The 26,228-nt window shown below is 67.1% G+C and carries 25 protein-coding genes and 2 tRNA genes; 8 read left to right on the top strand and 19 right to left on the bottom strand.

All coding sequences use genetic code 11. The annotated features are described in order from the left end of the window. Positions 1-75 precede the first annotated feature (75 nt). A complete protein-coding gene (locus HF877_RS07130; RefSeq protein WP_169620487.1) occupies positions 76-723 on the top strand; it encodes an XRE family transcriptional regulator in 648 nt (215 codons plus the stop codon). A gap of 66 nt (positions 724-789) precedes the next feature. Here the strand turns inward: HF877_RS07130 and HF877_RS07125 are convergent, their stop codons facing one another. After that, entirely contained in the window at positions 790-2,127 is a 1,338-nt protein-coding gene (locus HF877_RS07125; RefSeq protein ID WP_169620486.1) for an ammonium transporter, read from the bottom strand. Between the two features lie 246 nt (positions 2,128-2,373). Here HF877_RS07125 and fdhD point away from each other — a divergent pair, with 246 nt between their 5' ends. Continuing rightward, positions 2,374-3,204, top strand: a complete 831-nt coding sequence (fdhD, locus tag HF877_RS07120; RefSeq protein ID WP_169620485.1) for a formate dehydrogenase accessory sulfurtransferase FdhD — start codon at positions 2,374-2,376, stop codon at positions 3,202-3,204. Between the two features lie 10 nt (positions 3,205-3,214). Here fdhD and HF877_RS07115 read toward each other — a convergent pair whose 3' ends face one another. The 6 genes from HF877_RS07115 to HF877_RS07090 all read right to left on the bottom strand — a co-directional run bounded on the left by HF877_RS07115 (position 3,215) and on the right by HF877_RS07090 (position 9,714). Then, a complete protein-coding gene (locus HF877_RS07115) occupies positions 3,215-4,003 on the bottom strand; it encodes an SDR family oxidoreductase (RefSeq protein WP_169620484.1) in 789 nt (262 codons plus the stop codon). Positions 4,004-4,045: 42 nt separating this feature from the next. Beyond that, positions 4,046-4,702: a PaaI family thioesterase gene (locus HF877_RS07110; RefSeq protein ID WP_169620483.1), complete on the bottom strand. Its 657-nt coding sequence runs from the start codon at positions 4,700-4,702 to the stop codon at positions 4,046-4,048. Further along, on the bottom strand, positions 4,699-5,568 hold the full coding sequence (locus HF877_RS07105; protein WP_169620482.1) for a MaoC/PaaZ C-terminal domain-containing protein: 870 nt from the start codon (positions 5,566-5,568) through the stop codon (positions 4,699-4,701). Before HF877_RS07105 ends, HF877_RS07110 begins: the two co-directional genes overlap by 4 nt. A 7-nt stretch (positions 5,569-5,575) precedes the next feature. After that, on the bottom strand, positions 5,576-7,765 hold the full coding sequence (locus HF877_RS07100) for an acyl-CoA dehydrogenase (protein WP_169620481.1): 2,190 nt from the start codon (positions 7,763-7,765) through the stop codon (positions 5,576-5,578). Positions 7,766-7,795: 30 nt separating this feature from the next. Continuing rightward, positions 7,796-8,959 (bottom strand): steroid 3-ketoacyl-CoA thiolase, encoded by a 1,164-nt coding sequence (locus HF877_RS07095; RefSeq protein WP_169620480.1) that lies wholly within the window; start codon positions 8,957-8,959, stop codon positions 7,796-7,798. Between the two features lie 125 nt (positions 8,960-9,084). Further along, on the bottom strand, positions 9,085-9,714 hold the full coding sequence (locus HF877_RS07090; RefSeq protein WP_169620479.1) for a TetR family transcriptional regulator: 630 nt from the start codon (positions 9,712-9,714) through the stop codon (positions 9,085-9,087). Between the two features lie 382 nt (positions 9,715-10,096). On the opposite strand from HF877_RS07090, the gene HF877_RS07085 reads away from it, so the two are divergent. Further along, positions 10,097-11,020 carry a 3-oxoacyl-ACP reductase gene (locus tag HF877_RS07085; protein ID WP_169620478.1) on the top strand — a complete coding sequence of 308 codons (924 nt, stop codon included), beginning with the start codon at positions 10,097-10,099 and terminating at the stop codon, positions 11,018-11,020. A gap of 102 nt (positions 11,021-11,122) precedes the next feature. On the opposite strand, the gene clpX is transcribed toward HF877_RS07085, so the two are convergent. From clpX to HF877_RS07060, 5 genes are all read right to left on the bottom strand, one after another. Then, the gene (clpX, locus tag HF877_RS07080; RefSeq protein WP_169620477.1) at positions 11,123-12,400 is read right to left on the bottom strand and encodes an ATP-dependent Clp protease ATP-binding subunit ClpX; all 1,278 of its coding nucleotides are present in this window, start codon (positions 12,398-12,400) and stop codon (positions 11,123-11,125) included. A 228-nt stretch (positions 12,401-12,628) separates the two neighbouring features. Then, on the bottom strand, positions 12,629-13,291 hold the full coding sequence (locus tag HF877_RS07075; protein ID WP_169620476.1) for an ATP-dependent Clp protease proteolytic subunit: 663 nt from the start codon (positions 13,289-13,291) through the stop codon (positions 12,629-12,631). Positions 13,292-13,342: 51 nt separating this feature from the next. Continuing rightward, complete coding sequence (locus HF877_RS07070; RefSeq protein WP_169620475.1) at positions 13,343-13,969, bottom strand: ATP-dependent Clp protease proteolytic subunit; 627 nt, start codon at positions 13,967-13,969, stop codon at positions 13,343-13,345. A gap of 110 nt (positions 13,970-14,079) precedes the next feature. Beyond that, positions 14,080-15,462, bottom strand: a complete 1,383-nt coding sequence (gene tig / locus HF877_RS07065; RefSeq protein WP_169620474.1) for a trigger factor — start codon at positions 15,460-15,462, stop codon at positions 14,080-14,082. A gap of 74 nt (positions 15,463-15,536) precedes the next feature. Beyond that, a tRNA-Pro gene (locus HF877_RS07060) sits at positions 15,537-15,613 on the bottom strand. A 140-nt stretch (positions 15,614-15,753) separates the two neighbouring features. Between HF877_RS07060 and HF877_RS07055 the strand changes: the two genes are divergently transcribed. Beyond that, a tRNA-Gly gene (locus tag HF877_RS07055) sits at positions 15,754-15,827 on the top strand. A 155-nt stretch (positions 15,828-15,982) separates the two neighbouring features. After that, the gene (locus HF877_RS07050) at positions 15,983-17,170 is read left to right on the top strand and encodes a wax ester/triacylglycerol synthase domain-containing protein (protein WP_346765085.1); all 1,188 of its coding nucleotides are present in this window, start codon (positions 15,983-15,985) and stop codon (positions 17,168-17,170) included. Here HF877_RS07050 and HF877_RS07045 read toward each other — a convergent pair. The 3 genes from HF877_RS07045 to HF877_RS07035 all read right to left on the bottom strand — a co-directional run bounded on the left by HF877_RS07045 (position 17,158) and on the right by HF877_RS07035 (position 19,184). Then, positions 17,158-17,955, bottom strand: coding sequence for an Fpg/Nei family DNA glycosylase (locus tag HF877_RS07045; protein ID WP_169620472.1), 798 nt, complete (start codon positions 17,953-17,955; stop codon positions 17,158-17,160). The genes HF877_RS07050 and HF877_RS07045 overlap by 13 nt on opposite strands. A gap of 9 nt (positions 17,956-17,964) precedes the next feature. Further along, on the bottom strand, positions 17,965-18,438 hold the full coding sequence (locus HF877_RS07040; protein ID WP_169620471.1) for a ribose-5-phosphate isomerase: 474 nt from the start codon (positions 18,436-18,438) through the stop codon (positions 17,965-17,967). Positions 18,439-18,557: 119 nt separating this feature from the next. Beyond that, the gene (locus HF877_RS07035; RefSeq protein ID WP_169620470.1) at positions 18,558-19,184 is read right to left on the bottom strand and encodes a DsbA family protein; all 627 of its coding nucleotides are present in this window, start codon (positions 19,182-19,184) and stop codon (positions 18,558-18,560) included. 184 nt (positions 19,185-19,368) lie between these two features. Between HF877_RS07035 and pepN the strand changes: the two genes are divergently transcribed. Further along, positions 19,369-21,951: an aminopeptidase N gene (pepN, locus tag HF877_RS07030; RefSeq protein WP_169620469.1), complete on the top strand. Its 2,583-nt coding sequence runs from the start codon at positions 19,369-19,371 to the stop codon at positions 21,949-21,951. A gap of 144 nt (positions 21,952-22,095) precedes the next feature. On the opposite strand, the gene HF877_RS07025 is transcribed toward pepN, so the two are convergent. From HF877_RS07025 to HF877_RS07015, 3 genes are all read right to left on the bottom strand, one after another. Beyond that, positions 22,096-22,569, bottom strand: coding sequence for a DUF5130 family protein (locus HF877_RS07025; protein ID WP_169620468.1), 474 nt, complete (start codon positions 22,567-22,569; stop codon positions 22,096-22,098). Beyond that, positions 22,556-22,822 carry a hypothetical protein gene (locus HF877_RS07020; RefSeq protein ID WP_169620467.1) on the bottom strand — a complete coding sequence of 89 codons (267 nt, stop codon included), beginning with the start codon at positions 22,820-22,822 and terminating at the stop codon, positions 22,556-22,558. Before HF877_RS07020 ends, HF877_RS07025 begins: the two co-directional genes overlap by 14 nt. 63 nt (positions 22,823-22,885) lie before the next feature. Beyond that, the gene (locus HF877_RS07015; protein ID WP_169620466.1) at positions 22,886-23,512 is read right to left on the bottom strand and encodes an HNH endonuclease; all 627 of its coding nucleotides are present in this window, start codon (positions 23,510-23,512) and stop codon (positions 22,886-22,888) included. A gap of 185 nt (positions 23,513-23,697) precedes the next feature. On the opposite strand from HF877_RS07015, the gene HF877_RS07010 reads away from it, so the two are divergent. Beyond that, a complete protein-coding gene (locus tag HF877_RS07010; RefSeq protein WP_169620465.1) occupies positions 23,698-24,090 on the top strand; it encodes a globin in 393 nt (130 codons plus the stop codon). Positions 24,091-24,108: 18 nt separating this feature from the next. On the opposite strand, the gene HF877_RS07005 is transcribed toward HF877_RS07010, so the two are convergent. Further along, positions 24,109-24,531 (bottom strand): cupin domain-containing protein, encoded by a 423-nt coding sequence (locus tag HF877_RS07005; RefSeq protein ID WP_169620464.1) that lies wholly within the window; start codon positions 24,529-24,531, stop codon positions 24,109-24,111. A gap of 80 nt (positions 24,532-24,611) precedes the next feature. Between HF877_RS07005 and HF877_RS07000 the strand changes: the two genes are divergently transcribed. Next, a complete protein-coding gene (locus HF877_RS07000) occupies positions 24,612-26,228 on the top strand; it encodes a glycoside hydrolase family 13 protein (RefSeq protein WP_169620463.1) in 1,617 nt (538 codons plus the stop codon).

Raw genomic sequence — 26,228 nt, 5'->3', positions numbered from 1 at the left:
CACGGCACCTCCGATGCTCCGGCCGGAGGTGCCGCGGGCTGTCTACTGCCGGGAAACAGGTTGTAGTCTGCTGATATGACCACACCGGATCGCGCCGTCCTCCACGACACCTCCGGCCGCGAGGTCCCTCGGGACACCCCCACGGGCGTCGATCTCGAACGGGCCATCGCACACCAAGTGCGGGCACTGCGCCTGGCCAGTGGACTGTCGGTCGGCGACATGGCTGCGAAGGTGGGCATCTCCAAGGCGATGCTCTCGAAGATCGAGAACGCGCAGACCTCGTGCAGCCTGTCCACCCTCGCACGCCTCGCCGCGGGTCTCGACGTGCCCGTCACCTCCCTGTTCCGGGGTGCCGACGCACACCGCGAGGCGGTGTTCACCAAGAGCGGCCACGGCGCCGAGATCGTCGGCCGCGGTACCCGCGCAGGCCATCATTACGAATTGCTCGGTGCGCTCCGCGGTCAGCACCAGCGTCTCGAACCGGTCCTGGTGACCCTCACCGACGCGAGCGACATCTTCCCTCTCTTCCAGCACCCCGGAACCGAATTGCTGTACATGCTCGAAGGCGAAATGGTCTATGGCCACGGCGATTCCGAGTACCGCCTCACGGCCGGCGATTCACTGCTGCTCGACGGCGAGGGCGTCCACGGGCCGAACGAACTCGTCACATTGCCGATCCGGTTCCTCGCGGTGACGGCATACCCCGACAATCACCAGGGATGACGACGCGCCCCCGCCGGGAGAACCGGCGGGGGCGCATCATCCGTGCACGATCTCGTGGGGTGACCGTCAGGTCGTGGGAACGACGATGTCACGATCCTCCGCGAAATCGGAAGGACGCATCTTCGACGGCGCACCGGCCGCGAACGAATCCATGACGTAGGCGGTTTCACCGTGCACCGGCACGTCGATACCGATCTTCTCGGTCTCGGCATCGACCCGGATACCCATGGTCTTGTCGAGGACCTTGGCGATCAGGAAGGTCACCGCGAACGAATACGCGAAGACCGCAGCCATCGCGACGATCTGGCGACCGAGGAAATCGATGCCGCCGCCGAAGAACAAGCCGTCGACACCCGCGGGCGCAGCGGCCGTTGCGATGAACGCGATGAGGGTCGTGCCGACGACACCGCCCATCAGGTGGATCGCGACGACGTCGAGCGAGTCGTCGTAACCCATCTTGAACTTCCATCCCACCGCGAAGCAGCTGACCGCACCGGAGACGACACCGATCGCGAGAGCACCGAGCGGTGAGACGAGGCTGGCGGCGGGCGTGATGCCGACCAGGGCGGCGATCATGCCGGATACGGCTCCGAGGGTGGTGGCGTGCTTCTCCGTGATGCGTTCCACCAGGATCCAGCCGAGAAGGCCCGCTACCGCGGCGGCCATCGTGTTGAGGACGACGACACCGGCGGTGTGGTTGGCGCCGCCCGCCGATCCGCCGTTGAATCCGAACCAGCCGAACATCAGGATGCCGCCGCCGAGTACGACCAGCGGCAGGCTGTGCGGCCGGGCCACGTGCGGGAAGCCGCGCCGGGCACCGAGGGCGATCGCGACCGCGAGTGCGGCGACTCCCGCGTTCATGTGGACGGCGGTGCCGCCGGCGAAGTCGTGGGCGCCGAGCGTGTTGGCGATCCACCCACCCTTGGTGCCGGCCTCCTCGTCGTCGAATGCGAACACCCAGTGCGCGACCGGGAAGTAGACGAGCACGAGCCAGATTCCGGAGAACACGAGCCAGGCGGAGAACTTCATGCGGTCGGCGACCGCGCCCGCGATGATCGCCACCGTGATTCCTGCGAAGAGGAGGTGGAAGGCCGCGGTGAGTGCGGCCGGAATCCCGCCGGCCGGGTCTTCCTCGAGAAGTGAGGCGAGTCCGACGTCCGTGAACGGATTGCCGATGAGGCCGAGTCCGCCGACGCTGTCGCCGAGCACCGCCGCGGGACCGAAGAAGACCCACACCACGCCCGCTACGGCGAACCCGCCGAGCACCATCATGATCATGTTGAGCGCACTCTTGACACCGAGCATGCCGCCGTAGAACAGCGCGAGGCCCGGGACCATCAGTGCGACGGCCGTGAACGCCGCCAATATCCAGGCGGTATCCGCGGCAGCAAGTGCCTGTTCCATAGGGTCACCTTGTCCAGTCCTGAGGGAAGACCTTTCGGCCCATCGATCGGCGAGAGTCTTTCCTTGTTCATCACCGTTCCCTGAGAGTGGACCGAGCATGTAAACCCGCACGCGCCCACCCCGTGAAGATCTCGTTACAGTGCCGGAGCAGCCCCCCGAGGGCGACCCACCCGGATCTGCCCGACCCCGGGAGCGATCACGCGACGAGTTCCGTATCGTGGGAAGACGACACACCGGAGGTGAACGATGGGACGCGTGACCGCCCGCCGACCTGTCCTGCGCATCACGGCGGACCGGGTGTCGCGGCGACCGGACACCCTCGCCGTCGAGGAACCGCTCGAAATCCGACTCGGCGGCGACGCGTTGACGATCACGATGCGGACGCCCGGTCACGATGTCGATCTGGTGCACGGCTTCCTGTTGAGCGAAGGCATGATCAGCGACCGTGAGGATGTCGCGGCGGTCCGCTACTGCGACGGAGTCGACGAGAACGGGGCCAACACGTACAACGTCCTCGACGTCGCACTGGCCCCCGGCGTCACGATCGGAGAAGGCGTCGGCCGGCGCTCGTTCACCACCACGTCGGCGTGCGGTGTGTGCGGCAAGGAGTCGCTCGATCAGGTGCGCACGCGTACCCGCTTTCCCCTCACCGACGCGGACTCGCCCATGCTCGCGGCCGGAACCCTCACGACGATGCCCGACACCCTGCGCGACAAGCAGCAGGTGTTCGCCTCGACCGGCGGCCTGCACGCGGCGGCACTGTTCACTCCGGACGGCGAACTACTCGCAGTGCGCGAGGACGTCGGACGGCACAACGCGGTCGACAAGGTGCTCGGCTGGGCGCTCACCGACGGCCGCGTCCCGCTCTCGAACAGCGTGCTCATGGTGAGCGGGCGCGCGTCGTTCGAACTCGTCCAGAAGGCGGTCATGGCCGGGGTGCCGGTGCTCGCCGCGGTCTCGGCGCCGTCGTCCCTCGCGGTGGACCTCGCCGCCGAGTCGGGACTGACCCTCGTGGGATTCCTGCGGGGCGACACGATGAACGTCTACACAGCGACCGAGCGCGTCAAGGTCGGCTGAGCAGGCGCGGTCAGTCCACGTTCGGCGCCCACTGAACGCCGTTGATGTGACTGCCGCCGTCGACGAAGAGCGTGTTGCCGGTCAGATATCGCGAGTCGTCGCTCGCGAGGAATGCGGCGACGGTGCCGATGTCGTCGAGGGGGTCACCGATCCGCCCCATCGGGTTCGCGGCGGCCTGCGTGGCAGCCATCTCCGGATCGGCCTCCGCCACACGCCGGTAGGCCGCGCTCTGTGCGCCCGGGCAGATCACGTTGCAGCACACCTGCTTCGGCGCCCACTCGCGGGCCGCAGTGCGGGTCATGCTGCGCAACGCCTCCTTCGCGGCGTTGTACGACACCGAGTACATGTGCGCGTTGACGCCGTTGAGGCTGCACATGTTGATCACCCGTCCGGTTCCGTGCCGCGCCAACTCGGGGAACGCGCGCTGCATCGCCCAGAACGCGGCCATCACGGCCATGTCGAAGCCTGCCCGCATCGAGTCCTCCGGTGTCTTCTCCATCCGTGCGAACCCCAGCGACCGCCAGGCGTTGTTGACGAGGATGTCGAGTCGGCCGAACTCCCGGGCGGCAGTGTCCACCATCGCGTGCACCTGCTCCCGATCGGTCACGTCGGTGTGGACGAACTCCGCCCGCACGCCCCACCGGTCGGTGAGCCACCGCGCGGTGTCGGCACCGGCCTCCGCGTCCACGTCGGCGACCAGGATGTCCGCCCCGTCGCGGGCGAGTGCACCGGCGACACCGCGACCGATGCCCATGCCCGCTCCGGTGACGACTGCCACCCGTCCGTCCAGCTTCCCCATGCCGCTTCCTCCCAGATCTGTGATGTCGGTCTGTCGCTGCCGTCAGCGGGGACGGGGAACCGTCTTGTCGATGAACAGTGCCTCCACGGAGACACAGACGGCGCCGTCCGCGGTCTTGATCTCGCCGACCGTCTCGATCTTGCGGCCCTCTTCCCGAACCAGCCGGCCGGTCACGGTCAGCGGTTCGAACAACGGGGTGGGACGGTGGTACCTGACATTGAGTTGCGCGGTCGCCCCACTGCGTCCTGCCCAGGCATTCGCGACACCGAGGGTGTGGTCGATGAGCAGCGCCGCGACACCGCCGTGCACGTGCCCGGGCGGGCCCTGGTACGGGAAGGTCAGCGTCACAACCCCTTCCACCGATCCGTCTTCACGACCGGCGAGCACCAGCGGCGGCGCCAGAGCATTCTCCGGACCGGTGACGGGATCGTGCCGGGTGACGCCCTCTCCGTGCCACATATCGACCAGCCGTTCCTGTACCTCGGGAGCGTGCTCCTCGAGGTGGGCGGCGATACTGTCGAGTTCCTCCGCGACCCGCTCGAGATTCGCGTTGGTGCGGTCGGTACGCAGAAGTGCGTCCACCACGCGCCGAGCAGCGGCTGCGGCCCGGTCGACGGCGGTGTCCTGCGGAGCCGACGTCAGGATCGTGCCGTCGGGCGCATTCCCGACGGTGGGGTGGACGTTCGGATCGACTCTCATCGGATCTCCATCGTGGCGTGGGTGAGCACCGGTTGCCCGTCGCGCTCGGGGCAGGTCGCGAGCACGGTGAGGGTGTCGCCGTCGCGCCACACCGCGGTCTCGATCGTTTCTCCCGGGTACAACGATCCGGCGAACCGCACCGAGAACGTCCGGACACGGGTGGGGTCTCCGTCGAGCACACCGTCGACCACCGCCTTGCAGACGATGCCGTACGAGGCGAGCCCGTGCAGGATGGGCCGGTCGAAACCTGCCATCTTCGCGAATGCCGGGTCCGCGTGCAGAGGGTTCATATCGGCACTGAGCCGGTACATCAGCGCCTGCTGCGTACTCGTCGGAGACACGAGAACCTTGTCCGGGCTCCGCTCCGGCACTGCGTTCGACGCGTCAGGCCCGGCATCGCCGCCGAAGCCGCCCTCCCCTCGCGCCCAGATCTGCATCGCCGTGGTCCACAACGGCTTTCCACCGGAGTCCTGCGCGGACTGCTCGAGCACGATCACCGCCGCCTTGCCCTTGTCCCACACGTCGGCGACACGCGACGAAATCGTGGCGGCGCCCGAGACCGGGATGGGGGCGTGCACGGTGAGGGACTGCCCGCCGTGAAGAATCTTGCGCAGGTCGATGTCGATTCCCGGCAGGTTCAGCCCGGCGGCTGTGACCGCGCCGGCCGAGACGCCTTGTCCCGCAACCATGGCGAATGTCGGAAGGACCTTCAGGTTCTTCTCGTAGACCCATTCCAGCTCGGCCGGGTTCAGCGAGTCGACACCCGCACCCAGACCGAGGTGGTAGAGGATCACGTCCCGTTCGGTCCATCCGGCCTCGCGGACCGTGGGAGCGGCCGTGAGTGCGGCGTTCACGTCGATAGGCATGGTGCGTTCACTTTCCGGGTTCGGGATCGCGGGGCAGACCGAGGATCCGCTCGCCGATGATGTTGAGCTGGACGTTCGTCGTACCGCCGGCAATGGACATGCACTGCACGTTGAGGAACATGTGCGTTGCGGACGAGCGATCCTGCTCACCGACCAGCGAGGCGGGACCGGCCCAGTCCATCGCGAGTTCCCAGACCTGCTGGATGTGTTCGACACCCATCAGCTTGGAGACCGACGACTCGGCACCCGGTTGGCCACCGCTCAAGGAGCGGATGGCGGCGCGTAGCCCCATCAGGCCACCGGACTGCGCGTCGCTCAGCACCTTGCCGAGGACGCTGAGCTGCTCGTCGTCCGGTCCCCCGGGAGCGTTCTCCACCAGTGCCAGCAAGGCCTCGCCGCCGGCCCCGAACGTGGAGTCGTGGGACAGGGACACCCGCTCGTTGGAGAGGGTGGTGCGTGCGAGCTTCCACCCGTCGCCGGGCTCACCGACCAGGCATTCGTCGGGCACGAACACATCGTCGAAGAACACTTCGTTGAACAGAGCTTCACCGGTGATCTCCCGCAACGGCCGGATGTCGAGACCTTCGGTGTTCTTGATGTCGATCAGGAAGTAGGACAGACCCTTGTGCTTGGGTGCGTCCACGTCGGTACGGGCGAGGCAGATGCCCCAGTCCGCGACCCGCGCCATCGACGTCCACACCTTCTGCCCGTTGAGCTTCCAGCCGCCGTCGACCTTGACGGCCTTGGTGGACAGGGCCGCGAGGTCGGAGCCGGCACCGGGCTCGGAGAAGAGCTGGCACCACACGAGATCGCCGCGCAACGACTGCGGGACGAACCGTTCGATCTGCTCGGCGTTGCCGTGCGCGATCAGCGTCGGCACCACCCAGTTGCCGATGATCATGTCGTGTGGTGTGAGCTCTGCTGCGCGCAGCTCCTCGGCGATGACGAGTTGGGTGACGGCGTCGGCAGCCTTGCCCCACGGCTCGGGAAGGTGCGGTGTGGTGTAGCCCTTCTCCGCCAGATACGTCTTCTGCTTCACATCGTCGAGCAGGGTGGCCGGCTCGAGTTCGGCGCGGACGTCCGCTCGGATCTGCTCCGCCTCGGGTGGAAGGTCGACCGTGAGCACCCGGCGGGCACCGGCGCGCGTGAGAGCAGTCACTCGGCGACGCCAGGACGCCGTGGAGCCCAACAGGATTCGCAGAGATTGAGCGCGCCGCATGTAGAGGTGGGCGGGGTGATCCCAGGTGTAACCGATACCGCCGAGAACCTGGATGCAGCTCTTGGTGACCTGGAATGCCGCTTCCGGGGCGACGGACGCAGCGACGGCTACGGCGAGCGAGGCCTCATCGGCGGAAATGTCCTCGCCCAGTGCGCGAGTCGCATCCCACGTCGTGACGCGGGCTTGCTCGGTGTGACAGAGCATTCGTGCGACGGTGTGCTTGACGCCTTGGAACTGGCCGATGACACGGCCGAACTGCCGGCGCACCCGCGCATAGTCCGCGGCGGTCGTGGTGGCCCAGTCCGCGAGGCCGGCCGCCTCGGCTGCGAAGAACGTTGCGGCGATGTCGAGTACCCGGCCGGGGTCCACGGTCAGCACGTCATCATCGGAGAGGGCCAGCCCGTCCGCGGTGATCTCGGCGTTGCGCCGCACCACGTCGTAACTCGGCAGGTCCGTGACGCCGATACGGTCACGAGCGACCACCACGAAGGCGCGCTCGCCCCCGTCGTCGGCGGCGAGCAGGAACACGTCGGCCACCTGGCCACCGAGCACGACTCCCGATGTGCCGGACAGGCTGACCGAGGCTCCGTCGCGAACGAGGCGCAGCCGGCCCGGTTGCAGCGACACCGCACCGTACAGTGCACCGTTCGCCAGTCCCTCGAGTTCCGCTCGACGCCCCGCCTCGTTCAGAACCGCGGACGTGATCACCGTCGGGAGGAACGGTCCGGGCACCATGGCTCGGCCCAGTTCCTCGGCGACAACAGCGGTTTCGAGATAACCGAAGCCGGCGCCGCCGACGTCTTCCGGCAGATGCAGTCCCAGCATGCCGAGGTCGGCGAACGAACCCCAGAACGACGGCCGGGTCTCCGCCTCGGCATCGACAGCCGCGCGGATCACCTCGGGCGTCGCGTGTCGTGCCGCCCAGCCGCGTACGGAATCACGAAGCTCGCGATCCTCGTCACTCAATCCCAAAGTCATGAACGGGTCCCTTGATAGAAGATCACGGCGTCAGATGCGCTCGATGACGGTGGCTGTGGACAGTGCGCCGCCTGCGCACATCGTGATCAGTGCGGTCGAGCGATTCGACCGCTCGAGCTCGTGCAGAGCACTGGTGATCAGTCGCGCTCCGGTGGAGCCCACCGGATGCCCGAGGGCGATGGCACCGCCGTTGACGTTGACCTTGCTCAGGTCGGCCTTGTGCACCTGTGCCCAGGACAGCACGACCGAGGCGAACGCTTCGTTGATCTCGACGAGATCGATGTCCGACAACGACATTCCGGTGCGGTCGAGCACCGCCCGAGTGGAGTCGATCGGTCCGTCGAGGTGGTAGTACGGGTCCGAGCCCACCAGGGTGGACGCAAGGATCCGGGCGCGTGGCCGCAGCCCCGCCTCCCGTGCTTTGTCCTCGCTCATCAGCAGGACTGCGGCGGCACCGTCGCTGACCTGTGAGGAGTTGCCGGCGGTGTGGATACCACCCTCGATCACGGGCTTCAACCCCGCGAGGGCGTCCGCGGAGGTGTCGCGGAGACCACCGTCGCGCGTCACGGTGGCGATCTCACCGGTGGGTTCTCCGTCCTTGGTCACGACCGGCGCGTCGACGGGCACGATTTCACGGTCGAACCGTCCCTCGGCCCACGCATTCGCGGCGCGACGCTGCGACTCCAGCCCGAAGGCGTCGACATCGGCGCGCGTGATGCCACGGTTGGCGGCAATCCGCTCCGCCGAGGTGAACTGGTCACCCATGTCGATCGACCAGTCCGCCGGGTACGGGTTACCCGTGCCGGGTGCGTTGGCCTGACCGAGGAAAACTCGGCTCATCACTTCGACGCCGCAGCCGATACCGGCGTCGATCTGCCCGGACGCGATCAGTCCCGCGACCATGTGCACCGCCTGCTGCGACGAACCGCACGCGCAGTCGATGGTGGTGGCGGCAGCCGTGTACGGGAGGCCGGCGTGCAGCCACGCCTGCCGGGTGACGTTGTTGGACTGCTCCCCCGCCTGCGTGACCGCGCCACCGACCAGTTGGCCGATCTGCCCGGCGGGGAGTCCGGTGCGGTCCAGCAGTGCTTTCTGGGCGGTGCCCAGAAGCACGGCGGGGTGCACTCCGGCCAGCTGTCCGCGGCGGCGGCCGATCGGCGTACGTGCGGCCTCGACGATGACGACGTTGCTCATGCCACTCCTGAAGTGTCGGCGTTTCTGAAATTTATTCTATTTCTGTCGCCGGCCGGAGTTCCGCACTTGTCCCGGCAAGCGGGACTTGCAGTGCGAGAGGAGGCTTCCTCGGGTGCCGCCGCAGCTCACCCGTTCGATCGAGGCCGGCCCACCGATAGATCGACGAGGAGCAGGTCGCAGGCGACGCGCAGGTCGGACTCGACTTCCGGGATGGAGGTCCGGCCGTTGAGTGCCCCCTGGACGAGACCGAACCACAGGGCGACCACCAGCCGCACCACCGTCGCGTCTCGCACCGTGGGCTCGGAGATTCCCGCCGCCGCGAGGAGCAGTCGATCGAAGTGCTGATCGATTTTCGAGACATCGGGAATGGTGGCGGCATTCGACGACGACGCGGACCGGATCATGGCGTTCGCCAGGAGCGGCGTACGCACCAGCGCCCGCGTCGCCTGCAGTAATGCCTGGTAGACGGCATCGGACGGCGAGGCCGGGGCAGAGGGACGCCGGGACAACTGGATGCCCATGCGGTCGATCTGGTCGACCATCACCGCGACGAACAAGTGGGTCTTGGACGGGAAATAGCGATAGAGCGTGCCGATCGCGACCCCTGCCGCCTTGGCGACGTCCTGCATTTGTACGCGCTCGAGTTCTTTGTCCCCCGCCAGTCGTGCCGCAGCCGTCAGGATCCGGTCGTATCGCGCGTGCTGTTCCGTCGAGCTGGGCTCCGCCGCGTCGCGTGCCGCCCCGATCCTGGGCATCTCGCATCCCCCTTCGTTCACCTCGGACGAAAGCAGAGCGTAGATCCTCACCCCTACCGTCCCGGGCGGTTCGGGTACCGGTCAGTGAGATCTCGCACCTCGTCGCCTCCTGCGAAGCGACCGGAACGGGGATTCGAACACACTGGGCGCAAACACTTTTCGCTCGTTGTCCGCACTCGGGTGGCGACGCGCATCAGCGGAGGTCATCCCCGCCGCGACAATGCACCACCGGCGACGGAGACCCCGGTAGCGGCGGTCGCGGCACTCCCGCCCAGTGAGACCGTACGACCCGTCCGGACCCACCCGAGGACCAAACTAGAATGAATATCACTTTTCCTGCGGGCTCCAGCTCGGCACGGAAACGAACACGGGAGACGAACGCATGGGTGAAACAGTCGGTTTGGCCGGTCGTACCGCAGTAGTAACAGGCGCCGGAGCCGGGCTCGGCCGGGCCGAGGCTCTCGCACTGGCCGCCGCCGGTGCCGCCGTCGTCGTCAACGACATGGGCGACGCCGCACACCAGGTCGCGGAAGAGATCGTCGCATCGGGCGGGCAGGCAATCGCCGTCACCGGCGACGTCTCCGACTGGTCGCTCGGAGGACGCCTCGTCGAAGAGTCCGTCAAGGCATTCGGTTCGTTCGACATCCTCGTCAACAACGCCGGCATTCTCCGCGACAAAATGATCTTCAACCTCACCGAATCCGATTGGGACGACGTGATTCGCGTGCACCTCAAGGGTCACGCCGCGACGTCTCACGCCGCCGCCGTCCATTGGCGCGCCGCCAGCAAGGAAACCGGTGGTCCCGTGTACGGCCGGGTCATCAACACCTCGTCGGAGGCATTCCTCTTCGGCTCGGCCGGACAGCCCAACTACTCGGCCGCCAAGGCAGGCATCACTGCCCTGACCTTGTCCACCGCACAGGGACTCTCCCGCTACGGCGTCACTGCAAACGCCATCTGCCCGCGCGCCCGGACGGCCATGACCGCCGAGGCGTTCGGAGAGGCCGACGCTGCGAACACCGGTCTCGACCCGCTCGCGCCCGAACGCGTCGGCACCCTCGTCACGTACCTTGCCTCCCCCGCCTCGCACGAGATCAACGGCCAGGTGTTCGTGGTGTACGGCAAGATGGTCGCGCTCATGGACTCCCCGAAGGTCGAGAACCGTTTCGACGCAGCAGGCTCCGCATTCACCGTGGAGGAACTCGACGAACAGCTGTCGTCGTACTTCACCGGACGCGGGAAGTACGAGAACTACGCCGCCTACAGCATCGCGGAACTGGAGAAGACCGCACTCGCGGTCGACTGATCACGCCCCGAGCTACGGCGCGACCTTCACCCGAACAGACCTCGGCCCCGGCAGGAATCCTGCCGGGGCCGAGTCGTTCGAAGAGCCGTTGCCCGAAGGCGGTCAGGCCGACTTCTCGCGACGGTCACGATCGGTCTTGCGCGGGACGATCGTCGGAAGCACGTTGTCGGTGACCGTCTCGGCGGTGACCACAACCTTCTCGACGTCGTCGCGGCTGGGGATGTCGTACATGACGGGCAGGAGGACTTCCTCCATGATGGCGCGGAGACCGCGAGCGCCCGTGCCCCGCAGGATTGCCTGGTCCGCTATCGCCTCGAGGCCGTCCTGCGAGAACTCGAGTTCGACGCCGTCCATCTCGAACAGGCGGACGTACTGCTTGACGAGTGCGTTCTTCGGCTCGGACAGGATCTCGACGAGCGATTCCTTGTCGAGATTCGTCACCGATGCCACGATCGGCAGACGGCCGATGAACTCCGGGATCAGACCGAACTTGATGAGGTCTTCGGGCATGACGTCGGCGAAGTGATCGGTGGTGTCGATCTCGGCCTTCGAGCGCACCTCGGCACCGAACCCGATGCCGCGCTTGCCGATCCGGTCGGAGACGATCCGCTCGAGTCCCGCGAACGCGCCCGCGACGATGAACAGCACATTCGTGGTGTCGATCTGGATGAATTCCTGGTGGGGGTGCTTGCGCCCGCCCTGTGGGGGCACCGAAGCCTGGGTGCCTTCGAGAATCTTCAGCAGGGCTTGCTGCACGCCCTCACCCGACACGTCGCGCGTGATGGACGGGTTCTCGCTCTTGCGAGCGATCTTGTCGACCTCGTCGATGTAGATGATGCCGGTCTCGGCGCGCTTGACGTCGTAGTCCGCTGCCTGGATCAGCTTGAGGAGGATGTTCTCGACATCCTCGCCGACATATCCCGCCTCGGTGAGAGCGGTGGCGTCGGCGATCGCGAACGGCACGTTGAGCATCTTCGCGAGGGTCTGGGCGAGGTACGTCTTGCCGCAGCCGGTGGGCCCGAGCAGCAGAATGTTGGACTTGGCCAGTTCGACGGTCTCGCCACGAGCGTCGCGGGCCTTGTCGCCGGCCTGGATGCGCTTGTAGTGGTTGTAGACCGCGACGGCGAGCGTCCGCTTGGCGGAGTCCTGGCCGATGACGTAGTTGTCGAGGAAGTCCCGGATCTCGGCAGGCTTGGGTAGCTCGTCGAGCTTGACCTCACTGGTTTCGGCGAGTTCTTCCTCGATGATCTCGTTGCAGAGGTCGATGCACTCGTCGCAGATGTAGACACCGGGACCCGCAATGAGCTTCTTGACCTGCTTCTGACTCTTTCCGCAGAACGAGCACTTGAGCAGATCTCCGCCGTCACCGATACGTGCCATCTGTCAGGTCCCTACTTCCTCGTGTGCGTGCAACTGCTGCCGCGATTCTCGTTGCGCGCCGGCCCTGGGAACGGGCCGTTGGCTCGACCGTACCCGGAGTCCGGCAGTCGGGTCGACCGCTTCTCGGCGTTTCCGGCCATATTTATATGCCCTGCACATGGTGCCGATCACAATTGCACATCGGCCCGACCCGGACCGCGAGACACGCGGTCGGGCCGGGCCGTTCGGCTACTTCTGTGCGGAGAGCTTCCGGTACTCCAGGACGTTGTCGATCAATCCGTATTCGACGGCCTCCGCGGCGGTCAGGATCTTGTCACGATCGGTGTCCTTGCGGATCTGATCCGCGTCCTTGCCGGTGTGCCGCGCGAGCGTCGTCTCCATGAGGCGCCGCATCCGCTCGATCTCCGCGGCCTGGATCTCGAGGTCCGAGACCTGGCCCTGGATTCCGCCGGTCGAGGGCTGGTGGATGAGCACACGCGCGTTGGGCAGCGCGAGGCGCTTACCCGGGGTGCCGGCAGCGAGGAGCACCGCTGCTGCCGACGCGGCCTGCCCGAGGCACACGGTGGTGATGTCGGCGCGGACGTACTGCATCGTGTCGTAGATGGCCATCAGCGAGGTGAACGAGCCACCGGGCGAGTTGATGTACATCGTGATGTCGCGGTCCGGGTCGAGGGACTCGAGCACCAGCAGCTGCGCCATGACGTCATTGGCCGACGCATCGTCGACCTGCACGCCGAGGAAGATGATGCGTTCCTCGAACAGCTTGTTGTACGGGTTGGATTCCTTGACGCCGTAGCTCGAGTGCTCGATGAACGAGGGCAGGATGTAGCGGCTCGCCGGGGAAGCCGGAGCTTGGCCGCCGAGCTGGCGCGGATCGAACATGTTGGTCATCGCTTCTCCAAGAATTCGTGGGGCGTGGAGCGGGTCGGTGGATCCCGGGGATCAGTTGCCGGTGCCGCCGGCCTGCTGGGCCCGTGCGACGACATGGTCGACGAAGCCGTACTCGAGTGCTTCCTTGGCCGTGAACCACCGGTCGCGGTCGGAGTCCGCGGTGATCTGCTCGACGCTCTGCCCGGTGTGCTCGGCGATCAGCTCTGCCATCTCCCGCTTGGTGTGCGCGAACTGCTCCGCCATGATCGCGATGTCGCTCGCGGTGCCACCGATCCCTGCGGACGGCTGGTGCATCATGATCCGCGCGTGCGGAAGCGCGTAACGCTTGCCCTTGGTACCTGCAGCCAACAGGAACTGGCCCATCGACGCAGCCAGACCCATCGCGAACGTCGCGACGTCGCACTCGACGAACTTCATCGTGTCGTAGATCGCCATACCCGCGGTGACCGAACCACCCGGGGAGTTGATGTACAGCGAGATGTCGCGGTTGGGGTCCTCCGCGGACAGCAGGAGGATCTGCGCGCAGAGCTTGTTGGCGATGTCGTCGTCGACCTGGGTGCCGAGGAAGATGATCCGCTCGCGGAGCAGGCGTTCGTACACCGAGTCGCTGAGATTGAGCCCAGCGGTGGCCGAGGTCATCGTCGGACCGATGGATGTCGCCGGATTCTGATGAGTCACGGGTACCTGCCTTCTCGTCAATCGTGGATTGCTGACACTGACACTAACCAAGAGGGGCGGCACCGGATGCCCGGTGCCGCCCCTCTTCGCTCAAAGCGGAAAAAAACCGACTACTCGGAGGCCGAATCCTCGGTGCTCTCGGCAGCCGAATCCTCGGCATCCGCGTCGTCCTTCTTGGTGCCGAACAGCTCGCTCGTGTCGACCGACGCACCGGTGGTGTCGGTGACGGTCACGCGATCGACCACCGAGCCGAGCGCCTTGCCGCGACGCACGTCGGCGAACACCGCGCCGAGCTGGTTGGCCTGGCTGATCTGCTGGATGAACTGCTCGGGCGGGATGCCGTAGCGCTGCGCCTGGAAGAAGATCCGCTCGGTCAGCTCCTGCTGCTCGACGGTGGTGCCCTCTGCCTCGGCGATCGCGTCCAGCAGCAGCTGGGTCTTCACGGAACGCTCGGCCGACTCGCGAGCCTCCTTGTCGAACTCCTCACGGCTCGAACCCTGAGCCTCGAGCAGCTTGTCGAGCTGGGCTTCGTCGTGATCGAGCTCGTGGATCGCGTCGTGGACCGCGCTGTCGACCTCGGCCTGAACGACCGCGTCGGGGAGCGGGATCTCGACGGTGTCGAGCAGAACCTCGAGGACCTTGTCGCGAATCTGGCCGGCCTGCTCGACCTTCTTGACGCGCTCGACGCGCTCGCGCAGGTCGGCGGTCAGCTCGTCGATGGTGTCGAACTCGCTCGCGAGCTGCGCGAAGTCGTCGTCGGCCTCGGGGAGCTCGCGCTCCTTGACCGAGTTCACCTTGACGGTGACGACCGCTTCCTTGCCGGCGAACTCGCCCGCCAGGAGGGTGGAGTTGAAGTCCTTCGACTCACCGGCGGAGGTGCCGATGATCGCGTCGTCGAGTCCGTCGATGAGCTGTCCGGAACCGACCTCGTGGGACAGACCCTCGGTGGCGGCCTCGGTGACCTCTTCACCGTCGACGGTCGCCGACAGGTCGATGGAGACGAAGTCGCCGTTCTGCACGGGACGTTCGACGCCCTTGAGGGTGCCGAAGCGCTGACGCAGCGACAGCAGCTGCTCCTCGATGTCCTCGTCCGTGATCTCGACGGGGTCGACGGTGACGGCGATCTCGGAGAAGTCCGGCAGGGTGATCTCGGGACGCACGTCGACCTCGGCGTTGAAGACGAGCTCCACGTTGTCCTCGAGCTTGGTCACGTCGATCTCGGGCTGGCCCAGGACCTTGACCTCGTTGCTGGTCACAGCCTCGTTGTAGCGGGACTGGATGGCGTCGTTGACGACCTGCTCGAGCACGGCGCCGCGTCCGACACGGGCCTCGAGGATCTTGCGGGGCGCCTTGCCCGGACGGAAGCCCGGGATGCGCACCTGTCCTGCGAGGGACTGGAAGGCGCGGTCGAAATCAGGCTGGAGTTCCTCGAAGGGCACCTCAACGTTGATACGGACTCGCGTCGGGCTCAGCTGCTCGACGGTGCTCTTCACGGGACATGCTCCTTCTGTCGTGCTGTCTGGTCGGTCGTTCGTGTCACTACTGAGCGCGCTGACGCCGTTCGATCTGGTCGGGATGACAGGATTCGAACCTGCGACCCTCCGCTCCCAAAGCGGATGCGCTACCAAGCTGCGCCACATCCCGTCACCGGCTACCCCTAGAGCATCCCTGGGGACCCGCAGCAGAATCCTACGGCCCCCCGATTATGAAATCCAAAGCGAGGTTCGGTACAGTCTCATCCTGCACGGAGCGGACACCGCGGAAACGGTGAAAGCAACGGCAACGGGGATGTAGCTCAATGGTAGAGCCCCAGTCTTCCAAACTGGCTACGCGGGTTCGATTCCCGTCATCCCCTCCAGGGCAAACGTCCGCCGACCACCAGGTCGGCGGACGTTTTGTCGTTTCCGTCCCGGTCTGCGCGCCGGCGACGGCGGATCACCGTTTCGACTCGAATCCGCGATGCGCCACACAAGATCGGTGTCGCGGGCCGGATCGTGTGAGAGCGTCCCCACTGTGACCGACCGACCCGACCGCGACGGAACCACCGTTCCCGTGCCGCGTTCGGTCGTCGTGGCGGTCGTCGCCCTCGACGCCGTTCCGGACTGGGATCGCGTCACCGGCATGCTGGCACCGGGAAATCACGAGGCGCCGAGCTTCCGGCACCGGGTCGTCGACGTGCCGTTCGGGCTCGAAGCTCCGCGATGGGCCGGCGACCCCGATTCCGATCCGCCGTGGCACCTCGACCGGGTGTCCTTACCCCCGCACGCCACGTTCGCCGACGTACTCGACTTCGCGGGCACCGCTCCCCCGACACCGGCCGTGCGGCACCCTCTGTGGGGGCTGACACTGCTCGACGGACTGACGGGCGGGCGGTCTGCCCTGGTGATCCGATTGCATCACCTCGCGGCCCCCGACGACACGGGCGATCCCGTCCGGTCGTGGGCACGCTCGGCCACACGCGGACTGGCCCGCACTGCGACTTCCGTCGTGAAGACTCTTCTGGGAGAACCCGCAGACACCCCGGATGGGCGCACGGCGTCCGACCACTCCTCTCACCGGCACTTGCCGTACCGGCTTCATGTGGTCGACGTTCCGCTCGCAGACCTCCGGGTCGCAACCGACCGGTCGAACTGCGGACTCGAGAGCGGCTTCGCCGCCGCGATGCTGCTCGCGTGCGCTGCATACCGGCACCGCCAGGGGCGTAAGGCCGACACCCTGCGCGCCGCAATTCCGGTGTCCACGAGCAACCCCGTCACGGTCGAGTTGCTCGACAGTGCTTCGAACCCGGAAGAACTGATGCGCCGGATCGAGACGGATCGCACCAGTTTTCCCGACGGCGCGGACTCACGTCCCGCGGGTGGCCGGGGATTGCGCGGAGAACCGGTGACCACACTGTCGAACAGCGAGGCGCTCTTCGGCGCGCACGACGTACTGACCGCCACGCTCCCCGGGTCGAGCGCGCCGCTCTACATCGGTGGCGCGAAAGTCGAGCGGTATTACGGTTTCGGCCCGACGCACGGCGCCGCGTTCAACGCGACGCTCATGTCGTACCGGGCGGGATGCGGGATCGGGGTCACCGTCGATCCCGTCGCGGTGCCGGATCGGGACGTGTTCGACGAATGCCTACGCATCGGAGTCGACGCTGTCGTCGGCTCGGCCGGCGATCCCGGCGTCGACCCGGCCGCTGGTCAGTCCGGCTGACACGTCGGGCACCAGAAGAGGTTCCGCGCACCCATCACCTTGTGCAGCACCGGGGTCCCGCACACACGACAGGGCTCACCGGTACGGCGGTACACGTACGTGCGGGGACGGTCCTTCGCATAGGAGGGCATCCCGTCGTCGTGTTCGGTGCGGACGACGTGCATTCGCCCGCGCTGCGCCCCCACTTCCATGAGTTCGACGAGATCGCTCCACAGCGCATCGAATTCGTCGCGTGTGAGATCGCGTCCGGGCCGACCGGGATGAATGTTGTGGCGGAACAACACTTCCGCGCGATAGACGTTGCCGACCCCGGCGATCACGGATTGATCCATCAGCAGCGAGCCGATCGGGCTGCGGGAGCGGCTCATTCGTGTCCACACCCGCTCCGCGTCGGCGTCCGGACGCAGCGGATCCGGTCCGAGGCGCGCCTCGATCGCGTCGACCTCACCCTCGGTGAGCACCTCGCACGCCGCAGGACCGCGCAGGTCGCTGCCGTGACGAGCACCGATCATCCGCATGCGGACCTGCCCCACCGGTTCGCCCAGCGGCAACTCCGTGTCGGTGAAGGCTCCGTAGATACCGAGGTGGACATGCACCGCGAGGCCACCGTCGTAATGATGGAACAGATGCTTGCCCCACGCGTCGGCGTGGACGAGGACCCGCCCGTCGACTGCCCGGGCACCGTCCTCGAAGCGTCCCTGGGGACTGGACACCCGCACCGGCGCACCCGAATACCACTCGGTGTGCAACCGGGCGAGCCGGTGCAGGATATGTCCTTCGGGCACAGGTCAGTTCTATGCGCCCGGCACGGCCGGAGCCACACCGGTCTTCTCGTACTCGGCAAGAATGTCGATGCGACGCTGGTGACGTTCCTCGTTCGACCACTCGGCCGCGAGGAAGGCATCCACGATCGCGAGGGTTTCCTCGAGCGTGTGCATCCGGCCGCCGATGCCGATCAGCTGAGCATTGTTGTGTTCGCGGGCGAGGGTGGCGGTCTCGACGCTCCACGCCAGCGCGCACCGCGCGCCCGGGACCTTGTTCGCCGCGATCTGCTCGCCGTTCCCGCTGCCACCGAGCACCAGTCCGAGGCTTCCCTCGTCGGCAACGGTGCGGCGGGCGGCCTCGATGCAGAACGCCGGGTAGTCGTCCTGAGCGTCGTACTCGAAGGCGCCGCAATCGATCGCCTCGTGGCCGTTCGCGGTCAGGTGTTCGATGATCTGATTCTTACGTTCGAAACCGGCATGGTCGGCTCCCAGGTACACGCGCATGAGCAGAGTCTAACGAGTCCCCGGTGTGCGGAGCGACGCCCTGCCCGGATGTGCCCGAAGACGCCGCGCCCGGTGCTTCGAACGCGTCTCGCGTCCGAAGCACCGGGCAGGCTCGGACCTCAGTCGAACGTCGGGTCCTCGTTGCGGCTGCGCTTGAGCTCGAAGAAGTGCGGGTACGACGCGAGTGCGACGACGCCGTCCCACACGGTGCCGGCTTCTTCACCGCGCGGAATCTTCGACAACACCGGTCCGAAGAACGCGATGCCGTTGACGTGAATGGTCGGCGTTCCCACGTCCTGGCCCACGGCGTCCATTCCCGCGGCGTGACTCGCACGCAGCGCCGTGTCGTACTCGGTGCTGGTCGCGGCGTCGGCCAGCGACGGATCGAGGTCGAGTTCCGCGAGCGCGCCGGCGACGACGTCGTCGAGGTTCTCGTTGCCCTCGTTGTGGATCCGGGTGCCCATCGCGGTGTAGAGCGGCGAGAGGATGTCGTCGCCGTACTTCTGTGCCGCGGCGATGGCGACACGCACGGGACCCCATGCGTCCTTCATGCGTTCGGCGTACTCCTCCGGGAGATCGCGGCCCTCGTTGAGCACTGCCAGGCTCATCACGTGGAAGCGTGCCTCGATGTCGCGCACCTTCGTGACCTCGAGAATCCAGCGTGAGGTCACCCAGCACCACGGGCACAGCGGGTCGAACCAGAAATCGGCGGTGTCCTTGCCGGTGGGGGTGGTCGAGTCGCTCACGAAGGTCTCCTCAGGATGGTCCGAACCCGGCGGTTGCCGCGATACGCCGTCCAACAGTCTGTCGGGCCGTATTCTTCCCCGCCCTGTCCGCACGGGCGACGTTCCGACGTCCCGACCATGGCGCTACCCCGATCATGATGGGATGGATGCCTGCCGACATCCCGTCGTGAAAAGGAGCTCTTCTGTGGCACCACCCAATCTCACCCGCGAGCAGGCCGCCGAGCGCGCCGCCGTGTTGTCCGTCGACAACTACAGCATCGAGCTCGATCTGACGGACGGAGCCGGAGCACCCGGCACCACGACGTTCCGCTCTCTCACCACCGTGCGCTTCGACGCGACCGAAGGTGCGTCGACGTTCATCGACCTCATCGCGAAATCGGTCACCTCGGCCACCCTCAACGGCGCCCCGGTCGACGTGTCCGGCTACACCGAGGACACCGGGATCGCCCTGACGGGCCTGGCGGCACGGAACGAACTCGTCGTCGACGCCGAGTGCCTCTACACCAACACCGGCGAGGGTCTGCACCGATTCGTCGACCCCACCGACGACGCGGTGTACCTCTACTCCCAGTTCGAGACCGCCGACGCGAAGCGGATGTTCGCGTGCTTCGATCAGCCCGATCTCAAGGCGACGTTCGACGTCTCCGTGACCGCGCCCGAGAGCTGGAAGGTCATCTCCAACGGTGCGGAGGTGCAGACGGCGGCCGCGCAACCGGGGCAGCACATCTTCCGGACGACACCGCGCATGAGCACCTACCTCGTCGCGCTGATCGCCGGTCCGTACGCGCAGTGGACGGACGAGTACAGCGACGCGCACGGCACCATCCCGCTGGGCCTCTACTGCCGCGCGTCGCTCGCGGAACACATGGATGCCGACCGCCTCTTCGCCGAAACCAAGCAGGGTTTCGGTTTCTACCACGACAACTTCGGTGTGCCGTACGCGTTCGGCAAGTACGACCAGCTGTTCGTGCCCGAGTTCAACGCCGGCGCAATGGAGAACGCGGGGGCGGTGACATTCCTCGAGGATTACGTCTTCCGCTCCAAGGTGACCCGGTACTCGTACGAACGCCGCGCCGAGACGGTGCTGCACGAGATGGCACACATGTGGTTCGGCGACCTCGTCACCATGCGGTGGTGGGACGACCTGTGGCTCAACGAGTCCTTCGCGACTTTCGCGTCGGTGCTGTGCCAGGCGTCGGCAACCGAGTACACCAACGCGTGGACGACCTTCGCGAACGTCGAGAAGTCGTGGGCGTACCGGCAGGATCAGCTGCCGTCCACGCATCCGATCGCCGCGGACATCCCCGACCTCGCCGCCGTGGAGGTCAACTTCGACGGCATCACCTACGCCAAGGGCGCGTCGGTGCTCAAGCAACTCGTCGCCTATGTGGGGCAGGAACCGTTCCTCGCGGGGCTGCGCGACTACTTCCGCGAGCACGCGTACGGCAACGCCACTTTCGACGACCTGCTCGCTGCTCTCGAGAAGTCCTCCGGACGCGACCTGTCCGGGTGGGGAGCGCAGTGGCTCAAGACCACCGGGCTGAACATCATGCGACCCGATTTCGAGGTCGCCGCCGACGGCACGTTCACCCGCTTCGCGGTGGTTCAGGAAGGCGCCCTGCCCGGCGCCGGTGAACTGCGGGTCCATCGTCTGGCGATCGGTGTGTACGACGACGACGGCTCGGGCAAGCTCGTCCGGACCCACCGCGTCGAGATCGATGTCGACGCGGCCGAGCGCACCGACGTCCCCGAACTGGTGGGAGTGCCCCGCGGCAAGTTCGTGCTCGTCAACGACGACGACCTGACGTACTGCTCGGTGCGCCTCGACGACGAGTCGCTCTCGACGGTCCTCGAGCGCATCGGCGACATCACCGACTCGTTGCCGCGCACCCTCGTGTGGTCGGCCGCGTGGGAGATGACCCGGCAGGCGGAACTGAAGGCTCGGGACTTCGTCGCACTCGTGCAGCGCGGCATCGCCGCCGAAACCGAAGTGGGCGTCGTGCAGCGTCTGCTGATGCAAGCGGCCACCGCACTGGCAAGCTACTCGGAGCCGTCGTGGGCGAACGAGCGAGGCTGGCCCGACTTCGCGAACCGGCTGCTCGAGCTTGCCCGCGAGGCCGAGGCGGGATCGGATCACCAGCTCGCGTTCGTCAATGCGCTGAGCAGCGCGCAACTGTCGCCGTGGCACACCGAAGTACTGACCGAACTGCTCGACGCAGACCCGGCGTCGGTGGGACTGGACGGACTCGTCGTCGACACGGACCTGCGCTGGCGCATCGTCCACGCGCTCGCCGCGGCGGGCGAGATCGACAGTGACGGGGTCGAGTCGCCGTTCATCGACGCGGAGGCCCGCCGCGACGCCACTGCGGCAGGCGCCCGCCAGGCAGCTGCGGCACGCGCCGCCCGGCCACAGGCGGAAGTGAAGGAACAGGTCTGGGAGACCGTCGTGCACGACGACACCGTCCCCAACGTCACCGCCCGAGCCGTCATCGGCGGGTTCGCGCCGCTGGGTCAGAGCGACTTGCTCGCACCGTATGTCGCACGGTACTTCGCCGAGGTTCCGCAGGTGTGGGGGCGGCGCTCGAGCGAGGTCGCGCAGACGGTAGTGGTGGGTCTGTACCCGTCGTGGGCCGTCACCGAGGATGCGGTGGCAGCGGCCGACGACTTCCTCGCCGGGGAGCATCCGCCGGCGCTGCGCCGGCTCATCGTCGAGGGCCGCGCCGGGATCGTCCGGTCGCTGAAGGCACGCTCGTTCGACGCGTCGTGATCTCACACGGCATGTGAAACGCCTGTGGCCCGGTGCCGCACCCGGTCGTCGGACCGAGCGCGGCACCGGGCCACGGTGGCGGAGCGCAGAGACGGCAGGGTCGCCGGCGCCGCGAGACCGCCGAAACTACAGAAGCATCGAGACCTACGGTGCGATGATCGCGTTGGCCATCACGCGGACGGCACTGGTGATGCCGTCGAGCAGGTTCCCCTGGCCGAAGGACGCCAGCGCGGCGGTGACGCCGAGTTGCAGGACGCGATCCGTCGCGCGGGCGGAAGCCTCGCGTCCGGAACGGATCTCGATGGCCCGCTGATTGGGGTACACGGCGATCAGCACCGAGTTCTCCGCGTCGGGGGTCGCCGGCAGCAGCGCGTCGGTCTCGGCAGCCGGGTTCACGGCATCACCGATGTACACGGAGAACCGCACGTGGGTTGCCCGGATGGCATCGGTCAGCGTGTCGTCGAGCCGGATGAGGTCGCTGTCCTTGAACGGCGGTCCGGCGAACGGCTCGCCGAGCGGGCGAGCGCTCGAAACTCGGCCGCTCGTCGTGAGTGCCGCGCCGTACGGAAGAGTCTCCTGGGAACGGGCGGGAGTGTGGATCACGTCACCACTTGCCACTTGCGGTACCTCCGATCAGATCCGCCGGGTTACCGACGACATGTCCGTGATGGGCGTGATGCCCGGGGCGCGTCACTTCGTCCGTGGCGGTCCACAGCACCGGCTCGTACTCCCACTTCTGGCCGAGGGTGTACGCGGTATCGGACGGAACGGGGCCCGGGTATCGCTGCCCGGTCAGGGACAGACCGGCGAAGACCAAGATGATCAGCAGCGGAATGCCGACGAAGATCAGGGTTGTCTCGAGAATGCTCACACGCAAACGGTAGCCCAGGCACCCGGGAAAGGCCGCATACGCCCCTGATTCCGTACCGTGCCGTCAGGCGGCGCCCTCTCCCAGGTACGGCAGCCAGGTGGGGTGCAACTCCGGGAGGGTGGCGAGCAGGCGCCAGTGCCTGCCCTTCGGCGGGGTGAGAACGGCGCGCATCGTCCACCCGAGTTCGGCGAGCATCTTGTCTGCCTTCTTGTGGTTGCAGGGCGCGCAGCACGCGACGCAGTTCTCCCAGCTGTGCTCGCCTCCGCGACTGCGAGGCACCACGTGGTCGATCGTCTCGGCTTTCGCGCCGCAATATGCGCAGCGGTTTCCGTCGCGGTGCATGAGCGCCGCGCGGGTCATGGGTACCCGGGCGTGATAGGGCACCCGGACGTAACTGCGCAGGCGGATCACCGAAGGCAACTGCACCGACCATTCCGCTGAGCGGACGAACGGCGCGTGCGGGTCGTCGTGGACGGTATCGGCCTTACCACCGGTCATGAGAATGACGGCGCGCCGGGCCGGCAGCGCCGTGAGAGGTTCGTAGGTGGCATTGAGCAGCAGCACCCGTCGTTTGACCCAGTCGGGCACCGCCGTGCTGTCGCGCACCACGCGCAGGGTGTTGGCCCCCGGCGCCCCCATCGGGGCATCCGCGGGCGGGAGTTGTCGATGTGCGCTGCTGCGGTGCTTCATACGACCTCCGGAAGACTGGAAACAGTGCATCACGGATGGTCGAAAATCGCACCCTGAATCGTGCGACTTGCCGAGGTCGGGTATGTGAACTTCCGGAGCCGCCGGACACGGATACCGCTGCCGCGACGGGCGGGCCGCTGCAACGGGCACAATGGACACTCGAGAGGGATGGTGAGCAGAAACCGATGAGTGACGAGCAGACCTTCTACGACGCAGTGGGCGGCGCCGAGACGTTTCGTAAGATCACGGCGCGCTTCTACGAAGAGGTGGCCGCGGACGAGATCGTCCGTCCGCTGTACCCCGAGGAAGATCTCGGCCCGGCCGAGCGGCGCATGCGCATGTTTCTCGAGCAGTACTGGGGCGGGCCGCACACCTACTCCGACGAACGCGGCCACCCGCGCCTGCGCATGCGGCACCACCCGTTCCGCATCGGACCGCTCGAGCGCGACGCGTGGCTGCGCTGTATGCACACCGCGATCGCCTCGATCGACGAGGAGACCCTCGACGACGCCCACCGCCGCCAACTGCTCGACTACATGAACATGGCAGCCGACTCGATGATGAATTCGGCCGTGTGACGCCGTCCCGGGAACGGGTCAGCCCCTCCGCACGAGCGACCTGAGCTTTCCGGCGACGCGGAATCCGAAGATCAGCGGTGCGGGCATCACCCGATGCAGAATCGCATGTTTGCGGACGTACTCGGGAACCTCCCAGAGCGCGGACGTGCCGGCCCGGAACAGGGCCGCGTCCCCGGCACGGAGGATCCGCGGATCGGCGTCGTCGGAACTGACGATCACCGAACCTTCCACGATGTGGACGATCTCGTCGGCGCCGAAGTGCCATGTGAAACGGCCCGCCGTGCAGTCCCACACATGGGTGGTGGTGGTCAGGTCGCTCCCTGTCGACCATTGACCGCTGCGGGCCACCGGCGTCCCGTCGTGGATCCAGTCCGGGTCGATCGGATCTTCGTGAAGTTCCACGTCGTCGAGGGAGACAGCGACGATCGGCGTCCAATTCATGAGGATTGTCCTATCACGTGTGCGCGGACAGGAATTCGCTGCCACGGTTCGACCTGTCCACGCGGCGCGCATCTGTCACGATGACTCCCGTGGCCCGCCCCAGCGATGCGCCGACCGACGGTCCCGTCCCCGCGCGGGCCTGGTGGCGCGATGCCGTGTTCTACCAGGTGTATCCGCGGTCGTTCGCCGACTCGGACGGAGACGGGGTCGGCGATCTCGCCGGGATCCGCAGCCACCTCTGGTACCTCGAACTCCTCGGAGTCGACGCGCTCTGGCTCAATCCCGTGATGCGGTCGCCGATGGCGGATCACGGGTACGACGTATCCGACCCCCGCGACATCGACCCTCTCTTCGGTGACATCGCCGCCTTCGACGCGTTGGTCGGCGAGGCGCACGCGCGGGGCATTCGTGTCGTGATGGACCTCGTGCCGAACCATGTCAGCAGCGAACATCCCTGGTTCCACGAGGCACTCGCCTCGCCACCGGGAAGCGCGGAACGCAACCGTTTCCATTTCCGGGACGGTCGCGGACCGGGCGGCGACGAGCCGCCGAACAACTGGCCCAGCATCTTCGGAGGTCCGGCCTGGACCCGGGTCACCGAGCCCGACGGCACCCCGGGCCAGTGGTACCTGCACGTGTTCGCCTCGCAGCAACCCGATCTGAACTGGGCCGACCCGGATGTCGGCGAGGACCTCGAGAAGACTCTCCGGTTCTGGCTGCACGACCGGCACGTGGACGGGTTCCGCATCGACGTCGCGCACGGCATGGCCAAGCCCGCAGACCTGGCCGACCACGACGGCTGGGAGGAGAACGAACTCCTCGGACATGCCGCGTCCGATCCCCGCTTCGACAATCCCGAAGTCCATGCCATCCACCGGGCTATCCGGGAAGTGCTCGACGAGTATCCGCATGCGGTGACGATCGGTGAGATCTGGGTCAGCGATCACGAGCGGTTCTCCGCCTATCTGCGGCCGGACGAGTTGCACCTCGGTTTCGAGTTCCACCTGACTCTCGCGGGCTGGGATGCGAACGAGATCAAGGAAGCGATCGACAAGGGCTTCGCCGCTGTCGCCGGCACACCGGCGTCCCCGACCTGGACATTGTCGAACCACGACGTGGACCGGGAGGTGAGCCGCTACGGAGGCGGTGCGCGCGGCCTCGCCCGGGCCCGCGCCATGATCCTGGTGGAGTTGGCGCTACCGGGTGCGGCGTTCGTCTACAACGGAGCCGAACTCGGGCTACCGAACGTGGATCTCCCGGACGAGGTGCTGCAGGACCCGGTGTGGGAACGCTCGGGGCGCACCGACCGTGGCCGGGACGGATGCCGCGTCCCTCTGCCGTGGGAGGGCACGGCCCCTCCGTTCGGATTCACCGGCGCGTCGCAGTCGTGGCTGCCCCAGCCCGAGAACTGGGCCGCGCTCACCGTCGAAGCGCAGCTCGCCGACACGGGATCGACACTGTCGCTGTACCGGCGCGCCATCGAGCTGCGGCACGAACGTCCGGAGATCTCCGGCGACGACATCGGCTGGTACGGCAGCCCGCCCGGCTGTCTCGCGTTCCGGCGTACCGGCGGAGTGACGTGTGTGCTCAACGCCGGCACGGAGCCGGTCGTGCTCCCGCCGGGCACGGTGCTGTTGTCCAGCACACCGATCGCGGGCCGGCATCTCCCGCCCGACAGTGCCGCCTGGCTCGTCTGA

This window comes from Rhodococcus sp. BL-253-APC-6A1W, from assembly GCF_012843405.1.
Lineage (GTDB): Bacteria > Actinomycetota > Actinomycetes > Mycobacteriales > Mycobacteriaceae > Rhodococcus.
The sequence above is the reverse complement of the archived record's forward strand: the minus strand, read 5'-3'. Positions and strand labels throughout refer to the sequence as shown.